Annotated in this window: 11 protein-coding genes and 1 riboswitch; of the genes, 9 read left to right on the top strand and 2 right to left on the bottom strand. The window is 69.9% G+C overall.

Annotation, left to right across the window (positions count from 1 at the left end; translation table 11 throughout):
* Positions 1-91: 91 nt before the first annotated feature.
* Entirely contained in the window at positions 92-1576 is a 1485-nt protein-coding gene (locus ACU6P3_RS08260; protein ID WP_447196550.1) for a cysteine desulfurase/sulfurtransferase TusA family protein, read from the bottom strand.
* Between the two features lie 382 nt (positions 1577-1958).
* On the opposite strand from ACU6P3_RS08260, the gene ctaC reads away from it, so the two are divergent.
* The 4 genes from ctaC to ACU6P3_RS08240 all read left to right on the top strand — a co-directional run bounded on the left by ctaC (position 1959) and on the right by ACU6P3_RS08240 (position 6504).
* On the top strand, positions 1959-2921 hold the full coding sequence (gene ctaC / locus ACU6P3_RS08255) for an aa3-type cytochrome oxidase subunit II (protein WP_447196549.1): 963 nt from the start codon (positions 1959-1961) through the stop codon (positions 2919-2921).
* Positions 2918-4657 (top strand): aa3-type cytochrome oxidase subunit I, encoded by a 1740-nt coding sequence (gene ctaD / locus ACU6P3_RS08250; RefSeq protein WP_447196548.1) that lies wholly within the window; start codon positions 2918-2920, stop codon positions 4655-4657. Before ctaC ends, ctaD begins: the two co-directional genes overlap by 4 nt.
* The gene (locus tag ACU6P3_RS08245) at positions 4654-5052 is read left to right on the top strand and encodes a cytochrome c oxidase subunit 4 (protein WP_030745983.1); all 399 of its coding nucleotides are present in this window, start codon (positions 4654-4656) and stop codon (positions 5050-5052) included. The genes ctaD and ACU6P3_RS08245 overlap by 4 nt, the downstream gene beginning before the upstream one ends.
* Positions 5053-5253: 201 nt before the next feature.
* On the top strand, positions 5254-6504 hold the full coding sequence (locus ACU6P3_RS08240; RefSeq protein ID WP_447196547.1) for a L,D-transpeptidase: 1251 nt from the start codon (positions 5254-5256) through the stop codon (positions 6502-6504).
* A gap of 172 nt (positions 6505-6676) precedes the next feature.
* Here the strand turns inward: ACU6P3_RS08240 and ACU6P3_RS08235 are convergent, their stop codons facing one another.
* Positions 6677-7084 carry a hypothetical protein gene (locus ACU6P3_RS08235; protein WP_344277680.1) on the bottom strand — a complete coding sequence of 136 codons (408 nt, stop codon included), beginning with the start codon at positions 7082-7084 and terminating at the stop codon, positions 6677-6679.
* A gap of 206 nt (positions 7085-7290) precedes the next feature.
* On the opposite strand from ACU6P3_RS08235, the gene ctaE reads away from it, so the two are divergent.
* The 5 genes from ctaE (at position 7291) to trpD (ending at position 12846) form a co-directional block, all read left to right on the top strand.
* Positions 7291-7911 (top strand): aa3-type cytochrome oxidase subunit III, encoded by a 621-nt coding sequence (gene ctaE, locus ACU6P3_RS08230; protein ID WP_030745973.1) that lies wholly within the window; start codon positions 7291-7293, stop codon positions 7909-7911.
* Between the two features lie 71 nt (positions 7912-7982).
* Positions 7983-8792 carry a cytochrome bc1 complex diheme cytochrome c subunit gene (gene qcrC, locus ACU6P3_RS08225; RefSeq protein WP_352085277.1) on the top strand — a complete coding sequence of 270 codons (810 nt, stop codon included), beginning with the start codon at positions 7983-7985 and terminating at the stop codon, positions 8790-8792.
* On the top strand, positions 8789-9841 hold the full coding sequence (gene qcrA, locus ACU6P3_RS08220; RefSeq protein WP_447196546.1) for a cytochrome bc1 complex Rieske iron-sulfur subunit: 1053 nt from the start codon (positions 8789-8791) through the stop codon (positions 9839-9841). The genes qcrC and qcrA overlap by 4 nt, the downstream gene beginning before the upstream one ends.
* Complete coding sequence (gene qcrB, locus ACU6P3_RS08215; RefSeq protein ID WP_447196545.1) at positions 9838-11472, top strand: cytochrome bc1 complex cytochrome b subunit; 1635 nt, start codon at positions 9838-9840, stop codon at positions 11470-11472. Before qcrA ends, qcrB begins: the two co-directional genes overlap by 4 nt.
* Positions 11473-11781: 309 nt before the next feature.
* Positions 11782-12846 (top strand): anthranilate phosphoribosyltransferase, encoded by a 1065-nt coding sequence (gene trpD, locus ACU6P3_RS08210; RefSeq protein WP_447196544.1) that lies wholly within the window; start codon positions 11782-11784, stop codon positions 12844-12846.
* Between the two features lie 258 nt (positions 12847-13104).
* Positions 13105-13222, top strand: a riboswitch (SAM riboswitch).
* Positions 13223-13257 lie beyond the last annotated feature (35 nt).

Genomic DNA, 13257 nt, shown 5'->3' with positions numbered 1-13257 from the left:
CCACCCCGATCACGCCGAAACCCGGCCACCCGACCGCCCCGGCCACCCCGACCGCCCCGGTCGGGCGCGCGGGGGAGCGGGCGCGGCCCGGTCAGGACACCCGGCGGACCACGTACGCGACACCGTGGTCCGCCGGCCGCTCGCCCACGTACTCCTGACCGCGCATCCCGCACCATGCCGGAATGTCCAGCCGCGCCGCCTCGTCGTCCGCGAGGACGGTCACCGTCCCGCCCACGGGGACGTCGCCGAACACCTTCGCCAGTTCGATCACCGGGATCGGGCACCGCCGGCCCAGCGCGTCCACCACGAGCTTCCCCCGACGCTCGCCCTCGCTCTCGCCCCCGTCGGGCCCGGACGGAACCGGCCCGGACGGAACCGGCTCCGCCGAGACCGCCCCCGCCGGAACGGACCCGGACGCGGCCCGTTCCCTCCCGGCGGCGGCGACCGGAACGCCGAACCGCTCCCGTACCCCCGACACCACCCCCGGCAGCAGCTCCAGGAACCGGTCCACCTCCGCCTCCGGCGTCCCGAGCGGCAGCGAGACACGGACGTTCCCCTCCGACAGCACGCCCATGGCGCGCAGCACATGGCTCGGGGTCAGCGTGCTGCTCGTGCACGACGAACCGGAGGACACCGAGAAGTCCGCCCGGTCCAGCTCGTGCAGCAGCGCCTCCCCGTCGACGTAGAGACAGGAGAAGGTGACCAGGTGCGGCAGGCGCCGTTCCGGATCGCCCACGACCTCGACGTCCGGCACCAGCTCCGGCACCCGGGCCCTGATCCGGTCCACCAGCGCCCGCAGCCGTACCGACTCGGCCGCCGCCTCCGCCCGTACCGCGCGCAGCGAGGCCGCCGCCGCGACGACGGCCGGGAGGTTCTGGAAGCCGGGCGCGCGCCCCGACTCCCGCTCGTCGGCCGGACCTTGCGGGGCGAACCGGACACCCTTGCGCACCGCGAGCAGCCCGACGCCCGCCGGACCGCCCCACTTGTGGGCGCTCGCCGTCAGCAGCGACCACGCGCCCTCCACCGGACCCCAGCCCAGCGACTGCGCCGCGTCCACCAGCAGCGGCACGCCCCGGCTCCGGCAGACCTCGGCGACCAGCGCCACCGGCTGCTCCGTCCCCACCTCGTGGTTGGCGGACTGGAGGCACGCCAGCGCCGTGTCCGGGCGCAGGGCCTCGTCGTACCGGTCGGAGGAGACGCGCCCGAACCGGTCGACGGGCACCTCCGTCACCGCGCCCCCGGTCGCCGCCTCGTGGGCCGCCGCCGCGTGCAGTACGGAGGAGTGCTCCACGGCCGACACGGCCAGCCGCGAGCCGACGCGGCGCCGGCCCGCGAGGGCCCCGGCCACCCCGGCGTGCACCGCGTGGGTCCCCGAAGGGGTGAAAACGAGTTCGTCGGGGCGGCAGCCGACCGCGTCCGCGGCGGCCTCGCGCGCGGAGTCCAGCAGCAGCCGGGCGGCCCGGCCCTCCCGGTACAGCCGCGCGGGGTCGGCCCAGCCGTCGGCCAGGGCCGCCTGGAGGGCCTGGCGGGCGACGGGGTGCAGGGGAGCGGACGAGGCGGCGTCGAAGTAAGGCACGTCGCCACGCTAACTCTCCGTCGCCCGGTCCCGTCGCCCGATCCGGCGGCCCTCCGGCCACGCGGGCCGGCAGTCCGGTCCGGCAGCCCCCTCCGACCGTTCGATCCGGTGGCCCTCCGGTGGCCCGGTCCAGCGGGCCGGGCCACCGGAGGGCCACCGGATCCGCCCGGGCCGGGCCGCCCCCGAGCGCCTCTCCGCTCCCTCTCCACTCCTTCAGGGACTCGCGCGGCGCGTTGGGTACCCTCCCCGCGCGACCCCAAATGGCGTCCAGTAGGGTTTGGTCCGCATAAACATCCAATCCCCTGCCTGCGCCAGGGCCGGCGACCGACCAGCGAGACGGCCGCAGCCGGCCACGCGGGCGAGACTCTCGGGAAGGCGCTACGTGAGTCCCAACGGCTCCGACCGCTCGTCGCGGCGCCCGATGCGGCGGAAGCTGCCGCAGGTGCTGACTGCGGGCCTGATCCTCGCGACCGCCACCGGTTGCACATACAAGGACTTCCCCCGCCTCGGAATGCCCACCCCAGTGACGGAGGAGGCCCCCCGGATCCTCTCCCTCTGGCAGGGCTCGTGGGCGGCAGCGCTCGTCACGGGCGTACTGGTGTGGGGTCTGATCCTGTGGAGCGTCATCTTCCACCGGCGCTCCCGCACCAAGATCGAGGTCCCTCAGCAGACCCGGTACAACATGCCCATCGAGGCGCTGTACACCGTCGTTCCGCTCATCATCGTCTCGGTGCTGTTCTACTTCACCGCCCGGGACGAGTCGAAGCTCCTCTCGCTCTCCGAGAAGCCGACCCACACCGTCAACGTGGTCGGCTACCAGTGGAGCTGGGGCTTCAACTACATCGAGAACGTGGACGGCAACCCCTCGACGGGCAGCAAGATCCCGTCGGAGCTGGACGCCATCCCCGACCGGTACACCAAGCAGTTCCCCGAGGGTGCCGAGGGCGTCTACGACGCCGGTGTGCCCGGCACGCGGAACCCGCAGACCGGTAACCCGGGGCCCACGCTGTGGCTTCCCAAGGGGGAGCGGGTCCGGTTCATCCTGACCTCGCGTGATGTCATCCACTCCTTCTGGGTGGTGCCGTTCCTGATGAAGCAGGACGTCATCCCCGGCCACACCAACGCCTTCGAGGTCGTTCCGACCCAGGAGGGCACCTTCCTGGGCAAGTGCGCCGAACTCTGCGGCGTCGACCACTCGCGGATGCTCTTCAACGTCAAGGTGGTCTCCCCGGAGCGCTACCAGAAGCACCTGGAAGAGCTGGCCAAGAAGGGCCAGAGCGGCTACATCCCGTCGGGCATCGAGCAGACGGATCCGGCCAGGAATGCGGAGACGAACAAACTGTGAGCATCCTCAACGAACCCCAGGGTGCCGCCGCAGCTGAGGACTCGAACGAGAACGAGCTGCCGGTACGGCGCAAGCAGCCGGGCAATGTCGTCGTGAAGTGGCTGACCACCACCGACCACAAGACGATCGGCACGATGTACCTGGTCACGTCGTTCGCGTTCTTCTGCATCGGCGGTCTGATGGCGCTCTTCATGCGCGCCGAACTGGCCCGTCCCGGTACGCAGATCATGTCGAACGAGCAGTTCAACCAGGCGTTCACGATGCACGGCACGATCATGCTGCTGATGTTCGCGACGCCGCTGTTCGCCGGATTCGCCAACTGGATCATGCCGCTTCAGATCGGCGCGCCCGACGTGGCGTTCCCGCGGCTGAACATGTTCGCGTACTGGCTGTACACCTTCGGCTCGCTGATCGCGGTGAGCGGCTTCCTCACCCCGCAGGGCGCGGCCGACTTCGGCTGGTTCGCCTACTCCCCGCTGTCGGACGCGGTCCGCTCGCCGGGCATCGGCGCCGACCTGTGGATCATGGGCCTGGCCTTCTCCGGCTTCGGCACGATCCTCGGCGCGGTCAACTTCATCACCACGATCATCTGCATGCGCGCCCCCGGCATGACGATGTTCCGGATGCCGATCTTCACCTGGAACGTGCTGCTGACCGGTGTGCTGGTGCTGCTGGCCTTCCCGGTGCTGGCCGCCGCGCTGTTCGCCCTGGAGGCGGACCGCAAGTTCGGTGCGCAGATCTTCAATTCGGCCAACGGCGGCGCCCTGTTGTGGCAGCACCTCTTCTGGTTCTTCGGCCATCCCGAGGTGTACATCATCGCGCTGCCGTTCTTCGGCATCGTGTCCGAGATCATCCCGGTCTTCTCCCGCAAGCCGATGTTCGGCTACATCGGCCTGGTGGGCGCGACGATCGCGATCGCGGGCCTCTCCGTGACGGTGTGGGCGCACCACATGTACGTGACCGGCGGAGTACTGCTGCCGTTCTTCTCGTTCATGACGTTCCTGATCGCCGTGCCGACCGGGGTGAAGTTCTTCAACTGGATCGGCACGATGTGGAAGGGCTCGCTGTCCTTCGAGACGCCGATGCTCTGGACGATCGGCTTCCTGATCACCTTCGTCTTCGGTGGTCTGACGGGTGTCATCCTGGCGTCGCCGCCGATGGACTTCCACGTCTCCGACACCTATTTCGTGGTCGCGCACTTCCACTACGTGGTCTTCGGCACCGTGGTGTTCGCGATGTTCGCCGGATTCCACTTCTGGTGGCCCAAGTTCACCGGGAAGATGCTCGACGAGCGCCTTGGAAAGATCACTTTCTGGACGCTGTTCATCGGATTCCACGGAACATTCCTCGTCCAGCACTGGCTGGGTGCCGAAGGCATGCCGCGGCGTTACGCGGACTACCTGGCCAGTGAGGGATTCACCGCGCTCAACACCATCTCCACGATCAGCTCGTTCGTTCTCGGACTGTCGATCCTGCCGTTCTTCTACAACGTCTGGAAGACCGCGAAGTACGGGAAGAAGGTCGAGGTGGACGACCCGTGGGGCTACGGACGTTCGCTCGAATGGGCGACCTCCTGCCCGCCGCCGCGGCACAACTTCCTCACGTTGCCGCGGATCCGTTCCGAATCCCCGGCGTTCGATCTGCACCACCCGGAGATCGCCGCCCTTGACCAGCTGGAGCAGCACGGCGGCGCCGAGCCGGTGGCCGTCGGGGCCGGCAAGGAGGCCGGGAAGTGAAGATCCAAGGCAAGATGTTCCTGTGGCTGAGCGTCTTCATCCTGGCCTCGGCCGTGGTGTACGGCGTGTGGTCGAAGGAGCCGGTCGGCACGACGGCGCTCTTCCTGGCCTTCGGCCTGAGCGTGATGATCGGCTTCTACCTGGCCTTCACCGCCCGCCGGGTCGACGCCATGGCCCAGGACAACAAGGAAGCCGACGTCGCCGACGAGTCGGGTGAGGTGGGCTTCTTCGCCCCGCACAGCTGGCAGCCGCTGTCGCTCGCCATCGGTGGCGCGCTCGCCTTCCTCGCCGTCGCGATCGGCTGGTGGCTGCTGTACTTCTCGGCGCCGCTGATCCTCATCGGCCTGTGGGGCTGGGTCTTCGAGTTCTACCGCGGCGAGAACCAGAACCAGTAGTAAGCAGTAGCCGCGCACGGCGTCACCGCCGGCACCGGCCGGCAGGGGCCCGGACACTCCGCGCAGGAGCTGTCCGGGCCCCTCGTCGTACGGCCGCCCGTACCGCCGCCCCGCCCCGCGCTGTCCCCCGCGCGTGCGGGCGGCCCCCCGTTTGCGCCACTCGTCGCGCGGGGGGCGGAATCCGTTCTTACGGTGTGCTTCATGAACCACACCCCACGTATGCGTACCGTCCTCAGCTGCACCCTGCTGGTCGTGTCCCTCGCGGCGGTCGCGACCGCGTGCGGTGAGGAGGAGCGGCACCCGCTCTCCGGCAAACCGGCCGACGCCGGCAGCAAGGTCGTTTTCAGTACGCCCTCCGGCGCGACCAATGCCGACCCCAACAAGCCCCTGGAGATCACCGCCAAGGGCGCGGGCGACCGCATCACCGACGTCACGGCCACGGACGCGTTCGGCCACTACCTGGCCGGCGAACTGACGGCCGACGGCCTGCGCTGGCACTCCACGGCGCCCCTGGCGGCCGGTGCCCGCTACACCGTCCGCGTCGCCACGGAGAACGGCAAGGGCGTCCCCGGCGCCCGCACGCTGACGTTCGCGACCACCCCCGCCAAGAAGAAGCTGGAGGTCGAGTTCGGCCCGGAGGAGGGCGAGTACGGCGTGGGGCAGCCCATCACGGCGACACTGAGCGAGCCGATCAAGTCCAAGAAGGCCCGCGACGTCGTGGAGCGCGCTCTGAAGGTACGGTCCACGCCCGGCGCGAACGGCGGCGCCTGGCACTGGGTGGACGACACCGAACTGCACTACCGCCCGAAGGAGTACTGGCCCGCGTACGGCAAGATCACCGCCACCAGCAACCTGGAGGGCGTGAAGGTCGACGACAAGCTGTACGGCGCCGCCACGAAGCCGCTGAAGCTGACCACCGGCAGTCGCTTCGAGGCCATCGTCGACGCCAGCGCGCATTACATGACGGTCTTCCGGGACGGCGAGGAGATCAACAACATCCCTGTGACGACCGGCAAACCGGGCTTCTCCACCCGAAACGGCATCAAGGTCGTATTGGGCAAGCAGTCCTATGTCCAGATGCGCGGCTCGACCGTCGGCATCGGCGGCAGCGAGGGCTACAACCTGCCCGTGTACTGGGCGACCCGGGTCACCTGGAGCGGTGAGTACGTGCACGCCGCCCCGTGGTCCGTCGGCTCGCACGGCGTGGCGAACGTCAGCCACGGCTGTGTGGGCATGTCCACCGCCAACGCCTCCTGGTTCTTCGAGACCGTCACCCCGGGCGACATCGTGCAGGTCGTCAACAGCGCCGGCGGCTACATGGAGGACTTCGGCAACGGCTTCGGCGACTGGAACATGGAGTGGGAGGACTGGCGCAAGGGCAGCGTGCTCCAGGCCGGCACGCGGGACGGCAGCAGCCCGGCCGACGCGGCGCGGCTCCGCCCGCAGATCTGACGGGACGCCGTACGGGCGCCCGGCACGGGTTCGTACGGTACGGAGCGGAGCCGGGCGGCCGGCGCGGACCGCGAGGCCGTCCGGCCGCCCGTACGGTGGTGGCGGCGCACCGCCCGCGCCCGCCCGCGCCCGGTTCCGGTAACGGCTCGCCGGGCGGGCGGTGGGCGGGGCGTCAGGCGCCCGTGCTCACCGCCCGCCTGTCGCGCAACAGGCCCGCCAGGGCGTCCGCGAAGCCCACCGGCTCGACCGGCAGCGTCACGGCGGCGTCCGCGCGGCTCCAGGTGGCCAGCCACGCGTCCTGCGGGCGGCCGATCAGCAGCAGCACGGGCGGGCAGTCGAAGATCTCGTCCTTGATCTGGCGGCAGACGCCCATCCCGCCCGCGGGGACGGTCTCGCCGTCCAGGACGCAGACGTCCACCCCGCCCGCGTCCAGCGCCTTGAGCACCGCGGGCAGCGTCGCGCACTCCAGGAACTCCACCCGTGGCACATCGGCGGCCGGGCGGCGTCCCGCTGCCAGCCGGACCTGTTCGCGGGTGTTCGCGTCGTCGCTGTAGACCAGCACCGTGGCGGTCGGCTGCATACTTCCTCCGTGACATCGGTGTCCGCGAAGGCGCCGGGGCTCGCTCGCCCCGGGCCGCTGCGGCGGATGCTACTCCGTCCCGCCCCGCCGGACACCATGTCAGCACGGGTGAGGAGGGCCCCGGCGGAGCCGTCCGTGCCGCGCACACCCCATGGACACACCGAACGGCACCCCCCGGAGTCAGCGCGAGATAAGCGACCGACATAATGTCGGTCGTGGCGACAGCAACGACAGTAGAAACCGGGCACGCGCACCCGACGGTCAATCGGCCGAACCTCACCAGCGTCGGAACCATCATTTGGCTGAGTTCCGAGCTGATGTTCTTCGCGGCCCTCTTCGCGATGTACTTCACCCTCCGATCGGTGATGGGCGAGGCGTACTGGAAGGAAATGGCCCACGCCCTGAACGTGCCGTTCTCGGCGACGAACACGACCATCCTCGTGCTCTCCTCCCTCACCTGCCAGCTCGGTGTCTTCGCCGCCGAGCGAGGCGACGTGAAGAAGCTGCGGACCTGGTTCGTGGTCACGTTCGTGATGGGCGCGATCTTCATCGGCGGTCAGATCTACGAGTACACCGAGCTGGTCAAGCTGGACGGGATCTCCCTGTCCTCCGACCCGTACGGCTCCGTGTTCTACCTGACCACCGGCTTCCACGGGCTGCACGTGACGGGAGGCCTGATCGCGTTCCTGTTCGTCCTGGGCAGGACGTACGCGGCCAGGAGATTCACCCACGAGCAGGCGACCGCGGCCATCGTCGTGTCCTACTACTGGCACTTCGTCGATGTCGTCTGGATCGGCCTCTTCGCCACGATCTACCTGATCAAGTAGCCGGGCCAGGCGCCCGAGCCGCACACAGTCCAGAAGCACCGACGCAGAAGATCCTGACACCGGGGTAATCCGTGAAAAAGCTCTCCGCACGACGACGCCATCCGCTGGCGGCGGTCGTCGTCCTACTCCTCGCGCTGGCGGCCACCGGGGGGCTGTACGCCGCGTTCGCGCCCGCGAAACAGGCACAGGCTGACGAAACCTCCCAGTCCCTCGCCATCGAGGAGGGCAAGAAGCTCTACACCGTCGGCTGTGCCAGCTGCCACGGGACCGGCGGTCAGGGCTCCTCCGACGGTCCGAGCCTGGTGGGCGTCGGCTCCGCCGCCGTGGACTTCCAGGTCGGCACCGGCCGGATGCCGGCCCAGCAGCCCGGCGCGCAGGTGCCGAAGAAGAAGGTCATCTACTCGCAGAAGGAGATCGACCAGCTCGCCGCGTACGTCGCCTCGCTCGGCGCCGGACCGATCACGCCGACCAAGCAGCAGTACGACCCCGCGGGCGCCGACGCGGCCAAGGGCGGCGAGCTGTTCCGTACCAACTGTGCCCAGTGCCACAACTTCACCGGCGAGGGCGGTGCGCTGACGCACGGGAAGAGCGCGCCGGGTCTCGAGGGCGTGGACCCCAAGCACATCTACGAGGCCATGCAGACGGGCCCGCAGAACATGCCGTCCTTCCCCGACACCACGATGCCGGAGCAGCAGAAGAAGGACATCATCGCCTACGTCAAGGCGGTGAACGGGGACGAAACCGAGAGCCCCGGCGGTCTCAAGCTGGGCGGCCTCGGCCCCGTCAGCGAAGGGCTGTTCGCCTGGATCTTCGGTCTGGGCGCATTGATCGCAGTTGCCGTCTGGGTCGCGGCCCACACCGCTAAGGCCAAGAAGTCATGAGTAGCCAACACAATCCTGAAGAGACCCTGCCGTCCGAGCAGGCAGCCGCGCGCGGCACGGTGGCGCAGGCGGACGACCCGTTCGCGGACCCGGGACTGCCGGCCCACAAGCCGCGCATCCAGGACATCGACGAGCGCGCGGCCAAGCGGTCCGAGCGCGTGGTCGCGTTCCTGTTCGTGCTGTCGATGCTGGCGACCGTGGCGTTCATCGCCTCGTTCGTGGCGTTCCCCGTCGACAAGAGCGTCTTCATCTGGCCCATCGGCCACATCAGCATCCTGCACTTCTCGCTGGGTGTGACGCTGGGCCTGGCCCTGTTCTGCATCGGCGCCGGCGCGGTCCACTGGGCCCGCACGCTGATGTCGGACGTGGAGACCGCCGACGACCGGCACCCGATCGAGGCCGCGCCCGAGGTCAAGGCCAAGGTCCTGGAGGACTTCGCGCAGGGTGCGGCGGAGTCCGGCTTCGGCCGGCGCAAGCTCATCCGCAACACGATGTTCGGCGCGCTGGCGCTCGTACCGCTCTCCGGCGTGGTGCTGCTGCGTGACCTGGGCCCGCTGCCCGAGAAGAAGCTCCGCACCACGCTGTGGGCCAAGGGCAAGCAGCTCATCAACATGAACACCCACCAGCCGCTGCGTCCCGAGGACGTCGCCGTGGGCTCGCTGACCTTCGCCATGCCCGAGGGGCTCAGCGAGCACGACGAGGACTTCCAGAAGGAGATCGCCAAGGCGGCCCTGATGATCGTCCGGATCCAGCCGAACGAGATCAAGGACCCGCGCGAGCTCGACTGGTCGCACCAGGGCATCGTGGCGTTCTCCAAGATCTGCACCCACGTCGGCTGCCCGATCAGCCTCTACGAGCAGCAGACGCACCACGTGCTGTGCCCGTGCCACCAGTCCACCTTCGACCTCTCCGACGGCGCCCGCGTCATCTTCGGCCCGGCCGGTCACGCCCTCCCGCAGCTGCGGATCGGCGTGAACGCCGAGGGCAACCTCGAAGCGCTCGGCGACTTCGACGAGCCCGTCGGTCCTGCCTTCTGGGAGCGCGGATGAGTACCACGACTGCCACCGAGAAAACGAAGCGCCAGGCACCCGCCGGCGAGCGGGTCGCCGACTGGGCGGACGGCCGGCTGGGGATCTACTCCCTGGCCAAGGCCAACATGCGCAAGATCTTCCCGGACCACTGGTCCTTCATGCTCGGTGAGATCTGCCTCTACAGCTTCATCATCCTCATCCTCACGGGTGTGTACCTGACACTGTTCTTCCACCCGTCGATGAACGAGGTGGAGTACCACGGCAGTTACGTGCCGCTCCAGGGCGTGCTGATGTCCGAGGCGTACGCCTCGACGCTCGACATCAGCTTCGACGTCCGCGGTGGTCTGCTGATCCGGCAGATCCACCACTGGGCCGCCCTGATCTTCGTCGCGGCCATGCTCGTCCACATGATGCGGGTGTTCTTCACGGGTGCGTTCCGCAAGCCCCGTGAGGTCAACTGGGTCTTCGGCTTCCTGCTGCTCGTCCTCGGCATGTTCACCGGCTTCACCGGTTACTCGCTCCCGGACGACCTGCTCTCCGGCACCGGTGTCCGCTTCATGCAGGGCGCGGTCCTGTCGATGCCGGTCGTCGGCACCTACCTGTCGATGTTCCTGTTCGGCGGCGAGTTCCCGGGCGGGGACTTCGTGGCCCGGTTCTACTCGATCCACATCCTGCTGCTGCCGGGCATCATGCTCGGTCTGGTCGTGGCCCACCTGATCCTGGTCTTCTACCACAAGCACACCCAGTTCGCGGGTCCGGGCCGGACGAACAGCAACGTCGTGGGCATGCCGCTGCTGCCGGTCTACATGGCCAAGGCCGGAGGCTTCTTCTTCCTGGTCTTCGGTCTGATCACGATCGTCGCGGCCATCGCCTCGATCAACCCGATCTGGGCGCTCGGCCCGTACCGGCCCGACCAGGTCTCCACCGGCGCCCAGCCCGACTGGTACATGGGCTTCTCCGAGGGCCTGATCCGGGTGATGCCCGGCTGGGAGATCAACTTCGCGGGCCACACGCTGGTGCTCGGCGTGTTCGTGCCGCTGATGATCTTCCCGCTGGTCCTGGTCGCGATCGCGGTCTACCCGTTCATCGAGTCCTGGGTCACCGGTGACAAGCGCGAGCACCACCTGCTGGACCGCCCGCGCAACGCGCCGACCCGTACCGCGTTCGGCGTGGCCTGGCTGACCTGGTACTTCGTGCTGCTCGTCGGTGGCGGTAACGACCTCTGGGCGACCCACTTCCACCTGTCGATCAACGCGATCACCTGGTTCGTCCGGATCGCCTTCTTCGTGGGACCGGTCATCGCCTTCATCATCACCAAGCGGATCTGCCTGGGCCTCCAGCGCCGCGACGCCGAGAAGGTGCTGCACGGACGCGAGTCCGGCGTCATCAAGCGGCTGCCGCACGGTGAGTTCGTCGAGGTGCACGCCCCGCTCGACCAGGCGGACCTGCACAAGCTGACCGCGCACGAGCAGTACACGCCCGCCGAGATCGGCCCAGAGGTCGACGAGAACGGCGTACGGCGCAAGGTCAAGCGCTCCGAGAAGCTCCGCGCGAAGCTGAGCAAGGGCTACTACGGCGAGGGGAACCAGATCCCGAAGCCGACCGCCGAGGAGTACAAGGAGATCACCAGCGGCCACGGCCACCACTGATCCCCGACCGCGCGGTCGGCCCCGGCCGCGCGGTCACCACACGTCGCCACCACCGAGGGCCCCGGCCCGGTCTCCCGAGAGGGGACCGGCCGGGGCCCTCGGCCGTGGCGGGCGGTCCCCGGCCGCGCGGTTCGCCCGTCCGCCGAGACACGGGCTGTCCGCAGTACGGGCAACGGGTCGGGTACCGGGGGTACGCGCCGATAGGCTTACGGCAGTCCCCGCCGGCCGGTCGTCACAGGCCGTACGGGGCCCCGTGGCCGGATCACGGATCCACCCCCGTCACCTCATCCCAGTAACCCAGGAGCGAGCATGAGCGCTGTTACCCCCGCCGGAGGCGACACCGTGGCGGCGTACTCCTGGCCCGGCATCCTGGACGCGCTGCTCGCCGGCACGGACCTGAGCGCGGACGCCACCGCCTGGGCGATGGACCGCATCATGAGCGGCGAGGCCACCGACGCGCAGATCGCCGGCTTCGCGGTGGCCCTGCGGGCCAAGGGCGAGACCGTCGCGGAGATCAACGGTCTCGTCCGCGCCATGTACGCGCACGCCAACCTGATCGACGTACCGGGCCGCAGCGTGGACATCGTCGGCACGGGCGGGGACGGCGCCAAGACGGTCAACATCTCGACCATGTCCTCCATCGTGGTGGCGGGCACCGGCGCGAAGGTCGTCAAGCACGGCAACCGCGCCGCGTCCTCGGCGAGCGGGGCGTCCGACGTCCTCGAACAGCTCGGCGTCAACCTGGAACTGTCCCCCCGGCGGGTCGCGGAGGTGGCCCAGGAGGCGGGCATCACCTTCTGCTTCGCCGTCAAGTTCCACCCCGCCCTGCGGCACGTGGCTCCCGCCCGCAAGGAACTGGGCATCCGGACGACCTTCAACTTCCTGGGCCCGCTGACCAACCCGGCGCGGGTCCGCGCGCAGGCGACGGGGGTCGCGGACGCGCGGATGGCCCCGATCGTCGCGGGCGTGCTCGCGGAGCGGGGCTCGACCGCGCTGGTCTTCCGCGGCGACGACGGCCTGGACGAGCTGACGACGACGGCGACGTCGCGGGTGTGGGTGGTACGGGACGGCAAGGCCTCCGAGGAGCCCTTCGATCCGCGCCAGGTGGGCCTGGACCTGGTCCCGGTCGACGCCCTGCGCGGCGCGGACGCGGCGTACAACGCGAACGTGGCCCGCCGCCTCCTGGCCGGCGAACAGGGCCCGGTCCGCGACGCGGTTCTGCTGAACGCGGCGGCGGCGCTGGTCGCGCTGGACCCGACGGGCGACTCGCTGGAGCTCCAGCTGTCGGCGGGGATCGCGCGGGCGGCGGAGTCGATCGACTCGGGGGCGGCGGGGCGGGTGCTGGAGGCCTGGGTGAGGGCGAGCCACGCGTAGTCGCCTCCGGCGGGGACGGTGCCGTGCCCGGTCGTGGGCCCGGGGCCGGGGCCTCGGCCCGCCCCGCGCCGCGCAGCCGGCGCCAGGGGGCTCGGGGGCGGAGCCCCCGTAACGGTGGTCCGGGTCCCCGCCCCGGTGGTGGGAAGGGGCGGGTGGGGGAGCAGCCCGCCGCAGGCGTCACCCGCGCGCACCACCCCGCGTCCCGAATCGCGGACACCCGTTCAGTCCCGCCGCCCCCTGTGCCATACTCTCGCTCCAGGTCATGAGTGACAGCGACTACGGCCCCGGCCCGCTGTCCGGCAACCCTCCGTCCGTGGCGGGGTGCCCCGGGTGAAGACCAGGCCGTGGGCAGCGAGGTCCGCGGCAAGCGCGGACCCCTGCAACCCATGGGGTCCTGGTCCTCAAGGGAGC

It is taken from the genome of Streptomyces hebeiensis, assembly GCF_052983195.1.
This window is presented reverse-complemented; position numbering and strand designations above follow the sequence as displayed.